The 20,664-nt window shown below is 49.9% G+C and carries 16 protein-coding genes; 3 read left to right on the top strand and 13 right to left on the bottom strand.

Going from position 1 to position 20,664, the window contains the following annotated elements; genetic code table 11:
• Positions 1-312: 312 nt before the first annotated feature.
• From BLW29_RS27720 to BLW29_RS27685, 8 genes are all read right to left on the bottom strand, one after another.
• A complete protein-coding gene (locus tag BLW29_RS27720) occupies positions 313-2,190 on the bottom strand; it encodes a methyl-accepting chemotaxis protein (RefSeq protein ID WP_090985807.1) in 1,878 nt (625 codons plus the stop codon).
• A gap of 165 nt (positions 2,191-2,355) precedes the next feature.
• Positions 2,356-3,957 carry a gamma-glutamyltransferase gene (ggt, locus tag BLW29_RS27715; RefSeq protein WP_090985805.1) on the bottom strand — a complete coding sequence of 534 codons (1,602 nt, stop codon included), beginning with the start codon at positions 3,955-3,957 and terminating at the stop codon, positions 2,356-2,358.
• Positions 3,950-5,194 carry a pyridoxal-phosphate-dependent aminotransferase family protein gene (locus BLW29_RS27710; RefSeq protein ID WP_090985802.1) on the bottom strand — a complete coding sequence of 415 codons (1,245 nt, stop codon included), beginning with the start codon at positions 5,192-5,194 and terminating at the stop codon, positions 3,950-3,952. Before BLW29_RS27710 ends, ggt begins: the two co-directional genes overlap by 8 nt.
• Positions 5,181-6,428, bottom strand: a complete 1,248-nt coding sequence (locus tag BLW29_RS27705; protein WP_256208984.1) for a Zn-dependent hydrolase — start codon at positions 6,426-6,428, stop codon at positions 5,181-5,183. The genes BLW29_RS27710 and BLW29_RS27705 overlap by 14 nt, the downstream gene beginning before the upstream one ends.
• A 24-nt stretch (positions 6,429-6,452) precedes the next feature.
• Positions 6,453-7,859, bottom strand: a complete 1,407-nt coding sequence (allB, locus tag BLW29_RS27700; RefSeq protein ID WP_090985799.1) for an allantoinase AllB — start codon at positions 7,857-7,859, stop codon at positions 6,453-6,455.
• 305 nt (positions 7,860-8,164) lie between these two features.
• The gene (locus BLW29_RS27695) at positions 8,165-9,007 is read right to left on the bottom strand and encodes a (2Fe-2S)-binding protein (protein ID WP_090985797.1); all 843 of its coding nucleotides are present in this window, start codon (positions 9,005-9,007) and stop codon (positions 8,165-8,167) included.
• A 73-nt stretch (positions 9,008-9,080) separates the two neighbouring features.
• On the bottom strand, positions 9,081-10,019 hold the full coding sequence (locus BLW29_RS27690; RefSeq protein ID WP_090985795.1) for a phytanoyl-CoA dioxygenase family protein: 939 nt from the start codon (positions 10,017-10,019) through the stop codon (positions 9,081-9,083).
• Between the two features lie 255 nt (positions 10,020-10,274).
• Entirely contained in the window at positions 10,275-10,526 is a 252-nt protein-coding gene (locus BLW29_RS27685) for a YolD-like family protein (protein WP_090985793.1), read from the bottom strand.
• A gap of 214 nt (positions 10,527-10,740) precedes the next feature.
• Between BLW29_RS27685 and BLW29_RS27680 the strand changes: the two genes are divergently transcribed.
• Genes BLW29_RS27680 through BLW29_RS27670 form a run of 3 tightly spaced genes read left to right on the top strand, consistent with a single transcriptional unit; the run spans position 10,741 to position 14,530 of the window.
• Positions 10,741-12,288 (top strand): spore germination protein, encoded by a 1,548-nt coding sequence (locus BLW29_RS27680; protein ID WP_090985792.1) that lies wholly within the window; start codon positions 10,741-10,743, stop codon positions 12,286-12,288.
• Positions 12,285-13,379, top strand: coding sequence for a GerAB/ArcD/ProY family transporter (locus BLW29_RS27675; RefSeq protein ID WP_090985790.1), 1,095 nt, complete (start codon positions 12,285-12,287; stop codon positions 13,377-13,379). Before BLW29_RS27680 ends, BLW29_RS27675 begins: the two co-directional genes overlap by 4 nt.
• A complete protein-coding gene (locus BLW29_RS27670; protein ID WP_090985788.1) occupies positions 13,376-14,530 on the top strand; it encodes a Ger(x)C family spore germination protein in 1,155 nt (384 codons plus the stop codon). The genes BLW29_RS27675 and BLW29_RS27670 overlap by 4 nt, the downstream gene beginning before the upstream one ends.
• 54 nt (positions 14,531-14,584) lie before the next feature.
• On the opposite strand, the gene BLW29_RS27665 is transcribed toward BLW29_RS27670, so the two are convergent.
• From BLW29_RS27665 to BLW29_RS27645, 5 genes are all read right to left on the bottom strand, one after another.
• Complete coding sequence (locus BLW29_RS27665) at positions 14,585-15,571, bottom strand: cell wall hydrolase (protein WP_090985786.1); 987 nt, start codon at positions 15,569-15,571, stop codon at positions 14,585-14,587.
• A gap of 142 nt (positions 15,572-15,713) precedes the next feature.
• Positions 15,714-16,025, bottom strand: coding sequence for a hypothetical protein (locus tag BLW29_RS27660; RefSeq protein ID WP_090985784.1), 312 nt, complete (start codon positions 16,023-16,025; stop codon positions 15,714-15,716).
• 24 nt (positions 16,026-16,049) lie between these two features.
• A complete protein-coding gene (locus BLW29_RS27655) occupies positions 16,050-17,897 on the bottom strand; it encodes a UbiD family decarboxylase (protein ID WP_090985782.1) in 1,848 nt (615 codons plus the stop codon).
• A gap of 117 nt (positions 17,898-18,014) precedes the next feature.
• Entirely contained in the window at positions 18,015-19,874 is a 1,860-nt protein-coding gene (locus BLW29_RS27650; protein WP_371264813.1) for a bifunctional diguanylate cyclase/phosphodiesterase, read from the bottom strand.
• 309 nt (positions 19,875-20,183) lie between these two features.
• Positions 20,184-20,642 carry a DinB family protein gene (locus BLW29_RS27645; protein WP_090985778.1) on the bottom strand — a complete coding sequence of 153 codons (459 nt, stop codon included), beginning with the start codon at positions 20,640-20,642 and terminating at the stop codon, positions 20,184-20,186.
• Between the last annotated feature and the right edge of the window lie 22 nt (positions 20,643-20,664).

Below are 20,664 nucleotides of genomic sequence, written 5' to 3'. Positions count from 1 at the left end.
CTTGGAAGTTTCGGTGGGGGAGTAGCCTCCCCCACCGAAACTTCTCACACCTCGAGCTTATTCCTACTTACACAAACTTCTTGACGCTACCCCTCGTCGGTTCGTTAGAGTTTATTTGGAGCTATTATCGGGCAAATAAGCGCTGTACGGTTCGTTAGAGTTCTCGCTCCCCACATTCTGCATTCAGCAACTCCCGCTACGCACAACGTGAACAACTAACGAACAGTACAGGCGTTAGTAAGCCGAATTTGGGATTTTTAAAATTCACCCACGAAAAAGACGTGCCTCAACCAGGCACGTCTTTTCTCTATTCTAATATTTGAATTTCGCCACCGACTCATTGAGCTTCGCGGCCATATAAGAAAGCTCCTGCGAAGATGCAGCCGTCTCTTCCGCCGCCGCTGCCGATTGTTCGCTGATTGCCGCAACCGAGCTGATTGACTGCATTACTTCACCTGATGCCGCTGCTTGGGTCTGGCTGTCCTTGAAGATTTCTTCAACTTTGCTTGAGGTCATCTGCACATTCATGACGATGTCCCCGAAGGAATCTCGCGTTCTGCCAAACTGGGCTACACTCTCAGCAACCGCTAGAACGCTCTTCTCCGCGCTGTTCTGCATAACCTTAATGATTCCTGCGATTTGTCTGGTGGCATCACCGCTTCGTTCAGCCAATTTGCGCACTTCATCTGCTACAACCGCGAAGCCGCGTCCCTGCTCCCCTGCACGCGCTGCTTCGATTGCTGCATTCAGCGCCAGCAGATTCGTTTGCTCCGCAATATCGTTAATAACGCCGCTAATATCCCCGATTTTGCGCGAATCGCTCTCCAGCTGGGACATATGCCGATTCACTTCGTCCATCTGACCGATCGTCTGATTGATCAGGTTCGTGCCTTCTTTGGCAATGTTCACCGTTTCACCCGACAGCGATTTCGCTTCTCTTGCACTTGCCGACACAGAGCGGATGGAGTTATCGAGACTGCCGAACAATTCGGACATGACACCTGCTTGTGCCGCCTGATCCACGCTTCCTTTTGCCACTTCATCCGTACTGATCGTAATCTGTTCGGCCGATGAGGCTACGCCTACGGAAGCTGTCGATACCTGCTCAATCATACTGGACAAGCCATCTAACATCCCATTCATATGAACGGCCAGTTCGCCCAATTCATCCTTGGAACGAATTTCGATTCTAGGTCGGAGATCACCTGTCGCCAGCTTCTTGACCATCGCTGTAATGTAGATGATTGGCTGAACCATTCTCGTTGTAAACGTATAGATCGCGACTAATGCGACTAATGCGACAATGAGTGCTGTAATCAGCGTAGTGCGCATCATTTGATTGATTGGCGCCATTAGTTCGCTCTCCGGAACGGCCAGCATCGTGACGAATCCGGTTTCGCTTCCGTATGCATAGCCGATTTTTTTGACGCCGTCAAATTCATAGGAGTAAGAGGCCGGTTTTCCTTGCTTCGCCGACTCAAACGCTGCTGTAAGTTCGGGAATGTTTAGATCAGCTATGTTTTTCTTCATGATAAAAGAAGCATCCGGATGATAGACCATTGTCCCGTTCATATCCAGGAGGACCGCATACCCGGAGTCGCCGATTTTCGTTTCGCGAATGACGCGGGTAGCTTCATTGATCTCTATAGCAGAGGAATAGAACCCGTAAGTGACGCCATCCTTAATCAACGGAGCTGCGAATGGAACAATCAGAGTGGACGGATCTGCCTTGGACACTGCGGGAGGTGCAATCGCCGACTCCCCACGTCTCAATTGCGGAATATACGTCCTTCCCGACAGATCGATGCTCAATCCTGTACTCAGGACGGCATTCTTGCCATCCAGATCCATGGAGAGGGAAACGCCTTGCCCGAATTCTTTGTGCTGTGCCGCGAAAGCTTTCACCATCTCCAAGTGACGCGCTTTATCAGGGCCAAGCAGCTGCGCATAGCTCGCAAAGGACTCCAGCTTCGTTAACTCTTGTCTTAGATTATGATCAAAGGAAGTCGCAATATTCTCTGTCTTTAGCGCCAATTCCTGATCAATCTGATCACGAAACAACTTGGAGTTGGGCAAGAAGAGTGCGATCGACATCGCTGCTACGATGATAATCATAATGAAGAGTGTTACCGCTGAGAACCTAGTTGCAAGCTTACGAAATGTGAAAAATTGAAGTGCGTTCTTAACCATTGCTTAATGCTGCCCCCTACTTGAAGTTAATAGTTTCTGGTTGACTTCCAGCTAACTCCAAGTTTAAGCGCTAAATGTTTAAGAAGATTATGTATAACAATTAGATCCCTACGAGATTTCATAGAAAAGTTAAATGAATATTAGATCGCAACCAAATTATGTAAGCTAACCGCCAATTGCAGCTCCGTCTCCCCTTGGATCCGCCGCACCGCTAATGACGCCATCACTGCCGATCAAGATCCCTTGCGCCTGACCCATTATGCCGTCCCAGCCATCCACCACATCGATCTGGTGTCCCCAAGCTTTCAATTGCTCAGCGGCATCGCCGAGATCGCGGTTCTCCAATCGAAGCCGATCACTATCGTCGCCCCAGGTGCGCCCGTACACCCATCGCGGTAATTCAATAGCCTCTTGAATGGTGCAGCCGTAATCCAAAACGCCGGTAATAACCGAAAGCTGCGTCTGCGGCTGCCCTTCCCCGCCTTGCGTTCCCATCAGCATGATCGGCTTCCCGTCTTTAAGCGCCATACCTGGCATAAGCGTATGGAAAGGACGTTTTCCTGGAAGCAGCACATTGGGATGAGCTGGATCGAGAGAAAAGTAGGAACCGCGATTTTGCAAAATAATGCCTGTCTGCCCGGCCGTATACGCGGAGCCGAAATCGTAATAGAGGCTTTGAATGAAGGACACCGCATTCCCCGCTTCATCTACGACCGAGGCGTATGCGGTGTCTTGACCCGTGGGCACGGAGTCACAATCACTTGCCTGCACAGGATTTCTCTGTATTTCGTTGACCAGTTGCTCCGCCATTTCTTTACTAAGCAGCTGCTCCAGCGGAATCGTGCTGAATGTCGGATCGGCTAGATACATATCTCGGTAGCGAAACGCTCGCTTTACCACCTCGGTCACCAAATGATAGAAAGCCGAAGAACTGCGCGGAATCCGCTTTAGATCGAACAGCTCCAGCATGTTCAGCATCATGAGGAGGGAGAAGCCTTGTGAATTAGGGGGCATTTGATAGACTTGCGCGCCTCTATATTCCACAGCAAGCGGCTCCACCCACTCACTATGGTGTGAGGTAAAATCCGATTCGGCAAGTAAACCGCCATCCGCGCGTACCGCATCGACGATTGCTTTCATGAGTGTGCCTTCATAGAAGGCATCGCGGCCTTCGTGCATCAACGTGCGCAGTGATTCGGCAAGCTGCGGCTGTTTGAGCCTCGAACCTTCAGGCTTGATCGTGTTCATAACGGGATCGATGTACAAGTCGCGCAGAACAGGATCCGCACGCAGCAGCTGCTCATCGCGAGTCATCCATACGTGCAGATTGCGCGAAATCGGAATGCCTTCTTCGGCATATCGGAGTGCGGGTCGCATAAGCTCTTCCCATGGCAGCTTGCCGTATTTCGACCATACTTCCCACCATGCGTCCACCATGTCGGGAACCGTTATCGCACTCTGCACGCCGCGATCAGGAAGCCGGCTCAGCCCTTCCTTCAGAAATTGGTCCGGATTTGCAGCTGACGCTGCTCTGCCGCTGCCATTTAGACCGATGATTCTATTTTCTTGCACGGAATAAATCAGAAAGAAGCTGTCACCGCCAAGCCCAGTCATATGCGGATACACGACGGCAAGCGCAGCGCTGACCGCCACGGCAGCATCTATCGCATTGCCGCCTTGAAGGAGAATCCCGCTTCCCACTTGGCTTGCCAAATAATGAGGTGTCGTCACCATATAGCGATAGGATCGCGGCATAACGTTATGCATCCGGCTTCGCCCCTTCCACATAAACAGCCAATGCCGCCGAGATGGCAGCACCTGGAATGATGCTTGCACCATTGAGGGGCAATACTGCTTCGAGCGCTGCCAAACCAAGTAAGATATTGGATTTGCGGCAGCTGTACCCCATTGTGCCGATTCGCCAAATCTGACCTTTCAGCGGGCCGAATGAGCTTGCGATTTCGATACCGAAATCCGCAAGGAGCTGGCTGCGCACCGCTTCTCCGTCTACGCCTGAGGGAATGCAAATGCAGGTAACGACAGGCATCTTGCAGCTATCGTCGCCGTATCTTGTCAGTCCCATCGCTTGAAGCCCTGCAACTAACGCTTGTTCATGCAGGCGATGGCGCGCAAAACGCTGCTCCAGTCCTTCTTCCAGCACAAGACGCAGTCCTTCTCGAAGTCCATACACCATCGCCGTCGCTTCGGTATGATGGTTCAGTCGCTGCGGACTCCAATAATCCTGCAGCTGCGTCAAGTCCAAGTAATTGCTGCGGATGAATAATTGAGGATCCTCATCGATGTAACCATCCGGCCGGATTCCCTTCTCAATCCGCTTACGCTTCATCAGCTTCGCTTCAACCCGATCGTTATATGTGATTGGTGCCATGCCGGATGGGACGGATAAGCACTTCTGCGTTCCGCCGACCACGGCGTCGAGCTGCCATGCATCCGTCTCGACAGGAACGCCGCCGATTGTCGCGACTGCATCCACGATGAGCAAGAGATCCCGTTCCCGGCAGGCTCGGCCAATCGCTTCAAGCGGCTGCAAACGGCCTGTCGATGTTTCACCATGGACGATGGCGACCAGAGTCGGCTTGAGTCTGTCGATGGCATCGATGACATCGCCGGGCTTAAACACCGTGCCCCACTCCGTCTCGATGGTTACGACTTCTGCTCCGCAGCGTTCCGCGATTTCGGCGAGCAAATAGCCGAATCGGCCGAAGATCGGAACGAGCACCCGGTCTCCCGGCTCGATGAGTCCGGTTAGCACCGCCTCCAAGCCTGCGCGGGAAGTTCCGTCTATCGGGTAAGCCCATCGATTGGACGTTCGGAAGAGCTCGCGCAGCATTTGCATCGTCTCATTCATGATCGCGGTAAACTCCGGATCGAATTGGCCGAGCATCGGATAAGAAAGCGCTCTGGATACGCGCGGATCAACCTCGACGGGACCCGGTGTCAGTATGATGCGAGGCGAGGGAGATAAATCCTTATATCGCTTCATGGGACTCCTCCACATAGGCAAGTTGATAGAGCAGTTCGGTTAAGACGTCGGTACCGCGCACGATAGCGTCCGGAGCTGTATATTCCAGCGGTGAATGGCTGATTCCACCTTGACTCGGCACGAATATCATCGCGCACGCGCATTGCGATGCGAATAATCCTGCATCATGGCCGGCTCCGCTGGTGACCGTCATATGGGAATACCCTTTATCCTCAGCGATTCGAGCCATGCGTTCTTGTATCGCCGCATTCATTGGCGCCGGATGCTCGCTCAGCCAGCACGACTTCGATATCAGGACGTTATGCTGAGCCGCTGTCACCTCAAACGCTTGAAAAGTGCGCTCACAGAATGCGGTAATGACGGCTTCATCCCGGTGCCGAATGTCTACGGAGAAGCGAACTTTATCCGGTATGACGTTGGCGATATTCGGTGAAACGTCCAGCTTCCCGACCGTGGCCACAAGACCATCCCCGTGCTCTACGCCGGCTTTGCGCAGCCAGACAATCATTTCCGCTCCCGCAGCCAATGCATCCTCGCGGATCGCCATCGGTGTCGTGCCTGCATGTCCGCTGCGTCCCTGAATATCCACGAAATAGCGCCGCTGCCCGCAGATGGCATCTACGACTCCGATCTCACATTGCGAACGCTCCAGCACTTCACCTTGCTCAATGTGCAGCTCGATGTAAATGCCGATATCCGTCCGCCTGCTTCGCCGATGTGCATCCGGATCGAATCCCGCTTCTACCATCGCCTCGCGAAGTGAGATGCCCTCGGAATCCTTTGCCTCCAATGCTCCATCGAAGCTCTTGCTGCCGGTAACATTGCCCGATCCCCAGTAGGCCAGCGGGAAACGGCTTCCTTCTTCCTCACAGAATGACACCACTTCAAGCGTTCGGCGAGGCTGTCCGTACTTGAACTGCAGCTCCGAGAGTGCCGCAATGCCAGCCGCAATACCTAGTGCACCGTCATATCGCCCTCCACATGGCACCGTGTCCATATGTGAACCAGTCAGTACATGCAATGCTTCGGCATCCGATCCGGCTAATCTCCCATATACATTGCCGACTTCATCGATGGAGACTGCGAGTCCGGCATCAGCCATCATACGAGCAGCCGCTTGCTGCGCTTGCCGCCAGGCTGAGTCATACAGCAGCCGAGTGACGCCTCCATGCGGATCTTCGCCAATCGCAGCGAGTTCCGCAAGCAGCTCTAAGATCCCTATGCTCGCCTTCAATACAGACTCCCCCTCCCTGCATATTCACGTCCCGGCAACATGAGGCCATAGCCGTTGACCACCGCCACCTGTCCGCTCTCCACCTGCTTCAGCGCTTCTGTTAAAAAGGATATTCCCGCGCAGCAGAGTCATGTCTACTTGGCAGTCAAACGCATAACCGACGAATGCGCTGTGCGGATGCCGATATTTCAGCTGCTGCTCAGTAAGTACATAGGGAGAAGTCAAATCGACTACAACCAAGTCGGCATCAAATCCGAACGTAATCTTCCCCTTCTTATGCCCGAATCCGAAGCGTTCAGCAGGCGCTGCCGACATGGCCCGGGACAACACGTGAAGGGGTATACCGCGTTTCAATCCGCCCTCGCTCACGATGACTTCAAGCAAACTCTGCGCACCGAGTATTCCGCCCCAAACGTCAAAATAATTCCCACCCGTTACTTCCTTCATTGCCGGCGGGCACGGAGAGTGATCGGACGCGATGATATCAATCTCGCCTGCGGCAAGCTGCTTCCACAGTGCCTCACGCTCGCGCTCAGAGCGTATTGGAGGCGAGCATTTCGCAGCGGCGCCAATTCGAATCACATCCTCGTCGGTGAATGCCAAATAATGCGGGCATGTTTCCGCCGTAACATCGAGCCCCGATTGCTTGGCTTCGCCAATGAGATCAATCGCCTCAGGCGTGCTGATATGGACAAAATGCAGCTTGCAGCCTGTACGCTCAGCCATATGCAGCGCACGCTTCACCGCTTCCCATTCAGCCGCAGGCGGCCTGGCGTCCAAATAATCTCGCAAGCTTACCTTGCCTTCTGCTTGCTTGGCAGCAGCAAGCGCCGATACCATCGCTTCATCCTCCGCATGCAGCGCCAATATTCCATCTAGCGAGGCGATTGCTTTCATGCCCTCCATTAATGTTTCGTCGTCCACATTCATGAAACAACCTTCTCCCGTATCGCCGGGGTAGGACATGAAGGCTTTATAGCCCACAACGCCTGCTTCCGACAGCGCCGCCAATTCTCCAATATTCCCGGGGACAAGCCCTCCCCAGATGGCATAATCCACACATGCTCCGTTCTCACCGGCTGCCGCGTCCAGCTTCAGCTTCAGTGCCGATAGATTTACGGTAGGCGGTAATCCATTAAGCGGCATATCGATGAACGAAGTGCAGCCTCCTGCCGCAAGAGCCGCAGTCCCGGTCGCGAAGCCTTCCCAATCGCCGAGCCCCGGCTCATTGAAATGCACATGGGCATCCACAATGCCGGCGAAAATATGCTTGCCTGCCGCCGAGATGACGAGATTCGCAGCGGCTTCCGGTAGATTCGATGACAGGCCGGTTATTCGCCCATCCGTAATTCCGATGTCGAGTACCTCGACGCCATCCGGCAGCACGACACTGCCTCCTTTAATGAGGACATCCCATTGCCTATCGTTCATCTCGCTTACCTCCCTATTTATACATAAAGAAGGCAAACCTCGCCTGAAATCACACTCAAAGTTTGCCGCTCCACTATACTTCACCTGATTGCGTTAGATTACATAACATATAAATGACTAATAAACCTATATTATCCTGATTATTTCGTCATGTCACTTCCTAATTCGTACAACTACTACTCTATGCCTGTATTTCATCTGCTAGAACGAGCTTGCCTAGCGGCCATCAACATTCTAATGTTACATAGTCTTACACACAAAAAAAGAAGACTCGCGAAACGCGAATCTTCCCATTGAATAATTACTTATGAAGGTATTCTTTCCAACATCTCTTTGGATCTAACTTCCCGCTCTTCCGGCGTCATTCGCGGACAGACATAACATTTGGTCCCATCGGCGCGGCGGTCAAACAAGCAGCAGGAGGAGCGCATGACCCAGTTCTCGTCAGGCTTCAAAGGATTTGCCACATAGCGGCGGGTCCACTGAAACGGATTCCGTTTACGGTTAAAGACTTCAAGGGAAATCGACTCCGTCAGGAGCTTGAAATGATAATTAAACCCATCCTTCACTTGCTCCGGCAGCTGCATAGCATGAACGAACTCCATCATCATGCCCGCTAATCCGCCGAATTGCTGCCATATCATCTCCGGCTTCATCGACGCTGCACTTGCAATCGCTTCGACCGCCGGCCTAACCGTCGTAACGATGAAATGCTCCCAATCCGCCAATACGAAGGCCTCGCCATTCTCGGAAGGAATATCTTGCGTAATAAGCTGGTTAATCTTGTAGCCCAGATGAGCGTGACCATGTCCTTCTTCATAATCAATTTGGAATAGAAGATGATCGAGGGATAAGTCCAGCACCTTGTTGTACGCCGACAGAAAATACAGCTTCGTAATACATAGATTGCACAGAGAAGTGCCGAAGAACGAGCCCGCCAGCTGGTTGTCAATCGCTTGAACCGTCTCCCCTGTCTTGCGCAGCATGTCTTCTAAGCGAGCAGGTTGAAAGAAATCCACGGCCGGCATTTCATCCAGAATATGATCGGCTCCCTCAGGCGAGATATGTAAATACATTTTAATTAAGGAAAAATCGTAAGCCGTTGTCATCTCTTCACCCCACATGAAAATGATTATCATTGTCGTCATTTTATCATGACAACCACTTTCCTACAATAAAATAAAGAAAAGTCCACGATCATGATCGTGAACTCTTCCTTATTTATTCCGCTCTGGACCAAGTACACGGTTCCCCGTCTTTCAGGCCGAGAGCTGTACGTATCATGCGTTCCACAACCGAGTAATCCTCCGGATTCTCCCGATTGAAATTCATTCGTTCATGCGTTGGCGCTACACGGTTGCACATGAAGCGAGGAACGCCAAGCTCGTTGTCGGATGGAGCATGGTAGAGGAACGGATGACAAATCACCATGTCTCCGGGTTTTCCTGTTGTCTCTACTACACGAAGCGAGTAGCCGTCCGGATCTTCGTAAGCTGTATCCTTAAACTTCTGCAGACGCTCCTTCTTCGCTTGACGATTGTCGGATGGCGTTGCTGCATAGATGTCATCGGAAGCTGGGATGTTCTTGCCCAGCAAGTCAGCCAGCCATGGGTGCTTGTTACACTCGCGAATCGCCTCGCCAAGGCCGATGCCTTCAGGGTGCTTCTCCAGCATCTTAGCCACAATATTATGGGAGCCTTCGGCCACCAACGTTCCCGATCCGCCTTTGTTAACTTCCGAGAACAAACAAACAAGAAGTACACCTTGTTCCCAGCTATCCAGGTAATGGCGGAAATGGCTGCCGTCATAATGCCAGTTGCCCGGCACCTCCGGTCCGAAATTGACGATATAACCGCCCCAGCTGACATTCTCTCTTTCTTTGCCCAGCTGCCAGCGGCCTTCACCGATCAAATCTTCAATTGCGCCCGTCAGTCGATCCGAGTTCAAACCGTTATGAATGGGATGAACATAGTCGCCAAGCCGAACGACAGGTTCGGTCCAAGTGGCTTGATCTTCTCGTTGCACGCCCCGTTTCGCCAGCTCCTCCCACAAGAAATCCTGCACCTTAAGCGCTTCTTCCCGCGGATAAGCTTCCTCGACTTTAACCCAGCCCTTGTCTATGAAATGCTTCACTTGTTCTTCTGTAAGTACTTTGGGCAATCTAAACACTCCCTAGCTTATGAGATGGTTGAACTTGCTTGTCCTTATGTTAGCGCTTTTATGGAATCAGGGCGAGAGAGGATTTTCCTAAACTGATAGGAATATCGTAGGCAGCTCTTCAGGATTGCTAACAATTATCGGAGGTTCTGCCAACAATATTCCTACCTGAGATGCTAAGCTTTTCACTGATAGCTCTAGAATGCGACAAAAAGCTGCCGGTACCAGCCGGCAGCTTTTTGCTTGTTGTGCATTTGTTTACATTCTCGGATAATTCACCTGCATGATGTCCATGAACGGAACCTTCTGCAGGCCCTCGGACGTTTCGACATGCACCCGACCGGTCCGCGAATCCATCGTCACGATTTGACCTTGGACGGCCTCTTCTCTTCCCCATACGGATAACACGATGATGGATTCCTCTTGATATGCTTCAACCAATTGATTACCCAGTTCCTCCAGCACGAACTCGTCTCGAGTCGGCCTTTTGGCAACCTTTGCTTTTGCCAATTCTGTCACTCCCCATCTATATGAAAAACGTCAAGTCTATTGTTATCATGCAGCCAAGCTCTAATCAGAGAGCCCCGGACATCCTATTATACCAAATAATTTCTAGGAGAAATAAAAAACTTGCAGCACCGGAATACGAGTCTGCCATGGAAGTGCATAAATATTCCAATCCGTCGCAAAATAACCATATTGCGCGTATTGGGGGTGTTTGGCGATGGGATTGTTCCGCAACATACTGCGAGGTAAACGGCAAAATAGCAGACAGCACAAGGCAGCACCTCAGACGAACAAGCTGCAAGCTACCAAGGCGATTAGCGACGACATCGACGTCAATCTCTCTGATCTACAGGCGCTGCTCACCGAATCTCCTGATCTCAATACGCGAAGGTTTCTGATCAAATCGACGCAAGAACGTGCAGCGTTAGTCTATCTCGACAATATGACCGACAAAGCTGCCATCAATAACGATATCCTTCGGCCGCTAATGCACGAAACGGCAGCCGATCCACAGATCGAACATATTATTACCATCGGCGGAATCAAAGCCGCAACGGATCTATATGAAATCGAACAAGCCGTTCTGCAGGGATCCAGTGTCCTGTTTGTAGACAATAGCCGTACAGCAACACTTCTCGACACGCATGGCTGGCCTCAAAGAGCCATCGAAGACCCTCAAATGGAAGCCTCGTTGAAAGGGGCTCATCAAGGGTTCGTGGAAACGGGAAGCCAGAACATCGCGCTTATTCGTAGATACATCCCCAATCGGGAATTGAAAACCATCGAAACTCGCGTAGGCGAACGCGGGCTGACAACCGTCAGTATTTTATATTTGGCTGACGTGGCGAATAAACAAGTGCTGCAAGAGCTGATCGACAGAATCGATCGAATCGATGTGGATGCCATCCTATCCTCTGGCGAATTGGAGGAGTTCATCGAAGATAACTCCTACTCTCCGTTTCCGCAATTTATTACGACGGAGCGTCCGGATTCCGTAGCATCACAAATCTTGCAGGGACGCTTAGCCATCGTGATCGATAAGTCTCCGGAGGTTCTGATCGGTCCGGCCAATTTCGTGATGTTCTTCCAAACGATCGATGACTACAGCAATCGCTGGCAGGTGTCGTCCTTTATTCGGATACTGCGGTTTCTCGCCTTCTTTATTACCATATTCTTGCCTTCGTTCTATATCGCCGTCATCTCGTATAACTTCGAGGTCATCCCGCTTCGGTTACTATTATCGGTCGGGCAATCCCGGGCAAGCGTTCCGTTCCCTCCTATTCTTGAAGCATTGATTATGGAAATTACACTTGAAATGCTGAAGGAAGCCGGGATTCGACTGCCGGCTCCGATTGGCCAGACCGTCGGGATCGTCGGCGCCATTGTAATTGGACAAGCGACTGTTCAGGCAGGTGTCGTGAGCAATATCATGGTTATCGTTGTTTCGCTAACAGCGCTATCTTCATTTATTATCCCAAATAACGACATGTCATCCGCCATCCGATTAATTCGCTTCCCCATGATGCTGGTTGCGTTCATCTATGGCATCCTTGGCGTAGCCATTGGCATGCTGGTGTTGCTCATCCATTTGATTTCGCTTGAGTCGCTTGGCACCCCTTACTTCAGTCCTTTCAGCCCGGTAAGGTTTAGAGATTTGAAGGATACGATCATCCGTTTGCCGATTTGGAAAATGACTACGCGTCCACTCAGTGCCAGAGGCATTCAGAGTAAGAAACAAGCTTCTGACCGAGGTGATAAAACTTGAAAAAATATGCGTTGAACGAGATAACGGTGATGCAATATATCTTACTGATCCACTCGACGCAGTTAGGATTTGGTTTATTGTCGCTGCCGGCGGATTTAGCGATGTATGCCGGAACGGACGGCTGGATTTCTCTTCTGATCGGATGGGCACTTGCCGTTCTTGCCAGTCTCTTTATTGTCCAAGTGATGAAAAAACACCAAGATGACACGATCTACGATCTTTTTCCTCGCTACTTCGGCAAAGTACTGGGGTTTATCCTGAACAGCTGTATTATCGTCTTTTTCATGTGCGGTTTCTTTGTATCGTTCTTTTCCGCGGTTGGCTTCTTCAAATTAGAGCTCTTAGCCAATACGCCGAATTTCTTATTGGTACTCTTGTTTGCCTTGCCCACCTATCAGCTTGCCCGTAACAATGTTCGCATTCTAGCGAGATATGCGGAAATCACGTTTTGGAGTTTCATGTGGATTATGCTCGTCATCCTGTATCCTTTAAAAGAAGCGCACTGGTTGTACTTATTGCCGGTCCTCAAAGATGGTTGGGGGCCAGTCCTGAAAGCGGTAAACCCGACCGGACTCTCTTTCCTCGGGTTTGAAATCAGCTTTATTCTGTATCCATTCCTTAAACATAAAGAGAAGGCGGCAATGGGTATTATCGTGGGAAATACGATCACGCTTGTGATCTATATGGTTGTGATCCTGATTTGTTTCCTGTTTTTCTCGCCGGACGATATTACCTCGTACAAATATCCAACTTTAAAAGTATTGAAGATAATTGAATTTCGCTTCATGGAACGGATTGAAATTATCGTCCTGGTCGCCTATTTGTTCTTGATCTTTCGCGTATGGACCTCTTATTTGTACGCATCCACGTTTGGGATCAGTCAGCTTCTGGGAAAACAAGACCATGAACCCTTTGTTAGGCTCACCATGATTGTAGTGCTTTTAGTATCAACCTTTTATAGACCTTCCAGTACTGGATTTGCTTCTCTCCTTCTCAGGTTCGGTCAGGTGGGGTGGTACTTCTCATTTGCTCTTCCTTTTTTCTTATTGGCATACACAAGTGTATTCACGCGTAAAGGAGGACTACAATGATCCGCATCCTGAAGGTTCTCCTTACACTAGCCATGTTTGTGCTGCTGCTGCCCGGCTGCTACGATCAGATGAATCTGGAGGATGCCTCCATTTCACTCATGCTCGGCATTGATGTCGATGAGGATAATCAAATTGTCATCTACTCACAGAGCCCTGTCTTTTATAAAGAAGCGCAGGAAAAAACCGAAACCGCGTCCGTACGTGCAGATTCAATCCGGCTTGCGCGAGCAAAATTCGACTCCATGTTAACAGGGATTACAACCGGCGGGAAACTCCAATCGATTCTAATTGGCAAGCGACTGTTACAGCAGAAAGATTGGTATAATATGTTCGATCTTTTCTATCGCGTCCCAAAGCAGACGGAGACGCCTATCGTAGTCGTTGTTGACGGGCCGATCGAGAGCATCTTTCACTATAAGCCGATTGATAAGCCGCGCCTCTCCCTTCATGTACGGAAGCTCATTGAAACGGCGAATAAAAGCAACATTACGGTTTCAAGGAATTTGCAGGAGCTGCGGCGAGAGATGAAAGACAAAGGAATGACAGCCTCTTTAACGCAGGTAAGGAAAGAGAAGAAAAACGTTGTTGTAACCGGAACTGCATTGTTGAACAAGAAAGGTCAGTTTACTGAGCATTTCTCGCTTCAAGAAACAACATTGTTTCTCCTCTTACAGAATCAATTTATAGGGACGCCTTCGTTCATTCTCGAATTGGATGGCGTTCAAGAACAAAGTGAAGATAGTAATCAAGCCGTCAAGAATGCAGTAGCGTTCGAGATTGTAAAAAGCTTCTACGACGTGGATACAAACGTACGAGATGGAAGGTTTATATATAACGTAACGATGCAGCTCAATATAATCATATCGACGCTGCAAACCGACGATCCAGAATTCGCCAAGGAAACGGCACCCAAATTACAGCGTTTAATTGCAGCTAAACTTCAGCAGCAATTCTCGCAGCTCATCCGTAGATGTCAGGACAAGCAGATTGATCCTTTCGGGTTCGGCATCTACGCCAGAGCTTACCAGTATAAAGCCTGGAAGCCTGTTCAGGATGATTGGGGAGCTGCGTTCGCGGATGCGCATGTGAACATCAAGCTGAAAGTCGCGATTAAGAGTACAGGGGTCGTCGATTTGTATAGTCCTTTGTAACATGAGTTACAAGGCATGAGAAAAGCCCACGATCATGATCGTGGGCTTCAACGTTTATTTGGCAAAGCGATGATGTCCAATCGTTGAAATGACTTCGAGACCGGACCAGAATGGTCCCTGGGAGACGGCAGGATTGAAGAAATAAACGGCATCCTTCACGTTGTTCTTCCCGTTCAGCGCATCCTTGGCTGCCCGCAGCGCACCTGCATTCGGCTGGCTCTTGTCCAGCAACCCGTTATGGGCCGGAGGAAACTGTCTTCCCGAATAAATGACATCGCGGATCGAATCCGGGAACTTCGCATTCTTCACTCGATTCAGGATCACATTAGCTAATGCAAGCTGGCCTTCATACGATTCATAACCGGCTTCCACCATCGTAATCTTGGCAAGCAGCATAAGATCTGCTTCTGTGAAAGGTTTGGCCGCTTTATTAAAGAACGAAGGAATGACAACTTTAAGCTTCTCGCCAGCGGCAATCTTCGATTCACCTGATAGAGCATTACGCTTCAGTAGTTCTTCCTTAGAGATATCAAATTGCTGACTGATTTGGTCCAGGCCAAATTCGTCTGTAATCGCTGCAGGTTCAACTGTCTTCAGTTCAATGACATCCGTGTCGGCATTCCATTTCAATTCTGCGTGGAGCAATTCCGAGAGCTGACGCAAAGGCACATACAGCCTGTCATCCGCCAGAAACGGGAGCGCCCCCATCCGGTAACGTGCACCGTTGAAATAAACGACCGGAACTTCATTGCCAAGCACAATCTTATCGCCGAGTGCTGTGTGTATCGTTAATTCCTCATTCACTTTGTTCCAGCTTGTCTTCGCGCCAAGCAGCTGTGCAACACGAGCCACAGGTATGTAAGTTCTGTTCTCTACCATCAGTGCAGGATCGGCCAGCTTCACCGTCTCGCCATTCAGTTCAATCGCAATATGGGTCTTCTTCGTAGTTTCCGCTGCTGAAACGATGGACTTTGGCCCAATTCCAATCAGAAGTAATGCCAAGGCCATCGTTACGATAAGCGGCTTGAATGGTCTGATCATGAATACCTCCAAGCTCATCCGTAGTATAAATCTGCCAAACTTGCTCTGGGCAAAATTATAACACAGCTAATTGCACCTGTAGGATTAACATTTTCACAGAATTAATAAAAACTTTAACTTTTCTTTATGCTAAGTTGAACAATTATCCTTCTTCGATGTCTGCAACGAGGTCACTTGCCACTTCTACCATCTTCGGAATGACCGCTTCATTCGTGCCGGAAACGTAGAGATCCCCTTGATAATGACGGAATGGAATCTGGCTATCCCCATAGCTCCACATGAAGAAATCACCTTCGATGGACATGGTCGTCTCGCCTTTCACGGTAAATACGGATGTATAGGTGAAATCAGGCTTTGAGGCAAAATAGTTCTTGCATTCCTCCAGCGAAATCGTTTGTGCGGCTAAATCCTCATGGCCTTGTAACGATCTCGTAATGCGATAACGCTGACTCATAATCGGCCTCCAATATGATGTTGATTATACTTTATGCAGTTGATGGACGCCGCTTAAGCTGGCACCTTCGACGAAGAAACGTTTAATGTTCTCCTCCACCACAGGATCCTGCAGCAGCGGCGGTGCTTGATGCGGTTTCGTGCGGGCGTCGATAATGACATTATCGCATGCCCAGTGCTTGAACTCGTAATAGCTGTTTACACCGTAAATATCATGGGAAGGATTACTTCGCGTGAAGGTCGTCCACAAGAAATTATTCAGCGTTTCGCTTACGAAGCGGCTGTCGTCACAAACAATGATCGTCGGGCACCCATCGATCGAGCCTTTCGCATGAATCGCTTCGGATAACGCCTGGAATTGCTGAGCAGCTTCGGCGTAATCGCGAAATGCCGGCCCTTGGATAGCAACAATGCCCGGCATGACAAGCGAGGCATGTTCATACCCCGGAAGATCTCTCAGAACCTCCGGAACTTCTTGGCACAGCACTCTCTTCTTCTCCCCAACCGCGGCGAAAATCACCTTGCTGCCGGAATTCAATCCGGTTCCGGAATAATCCAACGTATCGATGGTCGTATTCGTATAGAAATGGATATCTCGCTGTAGGTTGATTCGCTCTAGGATATAGGTGAGAAACCCTTCAATATCATGCGTATCCACTGGCTGATCTTCTTCGGCAGTGATGAACAAATACTTCGCCAGGCTCAATTGTCCTGTTCCCAGAATACGATTCGCGATGGTCAGAATCTCTGCCGGCTGTTTGACTTGTGCATATGGCGTGTATCTTTCGCTGCCGATCGCAAAGAGGAGCGGATGGACGCCTGCCGCATCAATAGCATGGACCTCCTTGACGCCGGGAATTTCCTGCTGAATCGCATCCCCCGTCAGTTCATGAATGAGTGCGCCGAAGGCCGTGTCCTCTTGAGGCGGGCGTCCAACAACGGTGAACGGGAAGATCGCGCCGGGCCTTGCATATACTTTATGCACTTTCATAACCGGGAACTCGTGCGTAAGGCTGTAATAGCCCAGATGATCGCCGAAAGGCCCTTCCGGCTTCGTCTCGCCTTGATGAATCTCTCCTGTGATGACGAAATCGGCATCATTGCTGATACAGAAACCATCTATATAGCTGTAGTGGAAACGCCGTCCCGCGAGTAAACCCGCGAAGGTAAGCTCGCTCATGCCTTCAGGCAGCGGCATCACCGCAGATAAGGTGTGCGCTGGGGGACCGCCGATAAAGCAGCTGACCTTGAGCGGAACACCTAGCTTGTTCGCTTTCTTCTGATGAACGCCGATGCCGCGATGGATTTGATAATGAACGCCAATTTCTTTGTTCATCTCATAATCATTGCCGCTAAGCTGAATCCGGTACATTCCCAAATTGGAGTTCATAATGCCCGGCTTCTCCGGATCTTCCGTATACACTTGCGGCAAGGTGACAAAGGCACCGCCATCATCCTGCCAATGTTTGATCAGCGGAAGATCGCTAATTTGAATTTCCTGCATGGCAACAGGCTGTCCACCGGACTTCCGTACCGGCAGCGCTTTACGTGCAGCGAGGCCCGTTCCGATATGCTTGAATGGATTCTTAAGGGCTTGCATCGGATCATTGCGCAGCGCAATCACGTTCTGAACCGACTCCCATGTATGACGGAAAATAAACTTACTCCGCTCCACCGTTCCGAAGAGGTTGGATACCGCGCGAAACTTCGAACCTTTCACATTCTCGAATAATAAGGCAGGTCCGCCGATTTCGAACATTTTCATATGGATGGCCGCCATCTCCAGATGCGGATCCACTTCTTCACGTACTCGGACCAAATGTCCGTTTCGTTCCAGGTCGATAATGCATTCTTCCAAACTCCGATAATTCATCGTATGACTCCAATCTCTGAGCTTCCTTTTTGCTATCTTTCATTATAGCCTTATCGTTAAGAAAATAAAGAGCGTGCCGAATGGTCTCGGAACGCTCTTTAAGAAGTGGTGATCTTACTACACCAACGCCGCTTGCTGCTTCTGCTCCAGCCAGGCTGTCATATCCTGAGCCGTCATCGGCTTGCTGTAATAGAAGCCTTGCATCACATGGCAGCCTCTGGACTGCAAGATATCGATTTGATCTTGCGTCTCCACGCCTTCGGCCACGACCTCGAGGTTTAAGTTCTTGGCGATGGCGATAATATTGCTTATAATAGCTTGTTTGGACAACTGCGCGCTTTTGTGAATGAAGATTTGATCGATCTTCAGCGTATCCACCGGCAGCTCGTCTAATGTGCCGAGTGAGGAATAGCCCGTACCGAAATCATCAAGCGACACTTTCACAGCAAGATCACGGATGCTGCGCAGCTGACTGACGATATCGTTCATATCACTCTTCGCAATCGATTCCGTAATCTCCAGCTCCAAATAATGCCCCTGCAATTCCGAAGCCCTTAGTGCATCATCAACCATTTCAAACAACAGCTGACTTTCAAATATCCGAATCGACATATTCACCGAAATGCAAGTGTAAATGTTATCATTCACCTGCCAGAGTTTGTTCTGCTTGCATACCTCTTGCAGCATCCAGCGCGTCATCGGAATAATCATGCCCGTTTCTTCTGCTATTGCTATAAATTCACTCGGCGATACGGCGCCAAGCTCCGGATGCTGCCAGCGCATTAAGGCTTCCATGCCGCTCAATTGATCGGTTCCCGTATCCCACTTCGGCTGATACATGATCGCGAACTCGCCATGTACCATCGCTTTGCGCATATCCTTCTCCAGCACCAGCTTGCGTATCTGATTGCGGCTCATGTCTTCATCGAAGATTCGGAATCTGTTCTTGCCGTCAAACTTAGCGGCATACATCGCCGTATCTGCTGCTTTAAGCAGCGAAGAACGGTCAACGCCATGAACCGGAGCATGGCTGATTCCGATACTGCAAGTCACATACAGTTCATGCGCTTCTACGAAATAAGCTTGTTTAATCTGGTTCAACAAATTATTGGCAAGCTGCTCCAACGCGCCGATATCCGATGTTCTTGCGACGATCAGGAACTCGTCGCCTCCAAGTCGGAATATCAATTCCCCGTCGACGGCACATAATCGCAATCGGTCCGCCACCTGCTGCAGCAGCAAATCGCCAACATCATGTCCGAGCGTATCGTTGATCATTTTGAAGCGATCCAGATCAATAAAGAGAAAAGCGCCTTGCTCAAGGCGATCATTCTTCTCGTTGAAAAACCGCTGCAAGTCATGTCGATTAGGCAGATTCGTTAGTTGATCGTAATAAGCCATCTTCTCCAGTACATGTCGATCGAAGAAAACAGCTCCCCACGAAACAGCCAATATGAAGAAGGTGGATACGGTTACGCCGAACAGTAGAAAGAACTGCGGTTCTCCGCTATCCATTACATGCTGAATCTCACTGTTTACGGTAAACTTCGCTGCCGCCATTCCCGTATAATGCATGCCACAAATGGCAATGCCCATCACGATTGCAGAGATGAGCTTCCATAAAGTGAAATCAGGCGAGTAACGCAATTTGTGGAACAAATACAGTGCGGCATAGGAAGCTGCTAATGCGATAAAGGCCGATAGTAACCATAACGTCAGGTCATAGGTCACTTCCCCCGGCATACGCATCGCACTCATGCCTGTGTAATGCATCGCGACGATGCCGCATCCCATAATCAAACCGCCTAATGCATACCTCAGCGGGCTGGACTGGCTTCTGGCCGTAATTCGAAAGGCAATGAACGAAGCCAAAATGCTGCCAAGCGACGATAGAATCGTAATAGTCGTATCGTATGTAACTTTCGTATCCATGTGATAGGCCAGCATTCCGACAAAATGCATCGACCAAACGCCCATCCCCATGACCACTGAGCCAGCAATTAGCCAAATGGTTCGCGTTCTGCCGCTTGATCGTGTAATTTTGCCTGCTAAATTTAAGGCTGAATAAGAGGCCATCACGGCAATAGCAAAGGATAGAAGGACAATCCATATATTAAAGTGACCCTGCATGTGTTGCTCTATGGGAATCCCCTCTCTCCGAACGAATTATTATGTATTCCTATTATATGTTATTCGACATTTCTCTGATAGAAGAAATTATATATTTTTGTATGAAAAGATCGAAAAAAGCCACTTCTAATCGAAGTGGCTTCGTTCTTGAAATCTCTATCCTCGACTGACGAAAAACGGCAGCTTATCAATACCTGCTATGCGCAAATAGATAAACATCTGTCCTTTGTGATGAATCTCATGATCCTTCGCATTCTGAAGCAATACGCTGCCTCGAAGGACATTCCCGAAGAAATCGATCGGTTGATCCAATTGCTCCGGTGTGATCGTTCTCAGAATCGCTTCTGTTTGTGCGGTTTGGGCTTCTATATTAGCTTTGAGCTCATCGATTGTCGCACAAGCTTTCGAAGGAACGGCCGGCGTATAGGCTCCATTCTGCACCGTTGAGGCAAACATGCCCATCGAACCGGTGATATGCAGGACAAGTCCTGACAAGGACATGCCTTGCTCCCACGGCTTCATCTGGAGCTGCTCGGTCGTTACATCCGTCAGCATCTGATGCAATACTCTTCGATGGCTTAGCCAGTCGGAAATAAATCCATTAATCATCGTCATTTAAGGCGTGCTCCTTTGGTTT

Source organism: Paenibacillus sp. CF384, assembly GCF_900106745.1.
In the GTDB taxonomy this organism is placed as follows: domain Bacteria; phylum Bacillota; class Bacilli; order Paenibacillales; family Paenibacillaceae; genus Paenibacillus_Z.
Note: the sequence above shows the minus strand (reverse complement) of the source record. Positions and strands in the feature narration are given on the sequence as shown.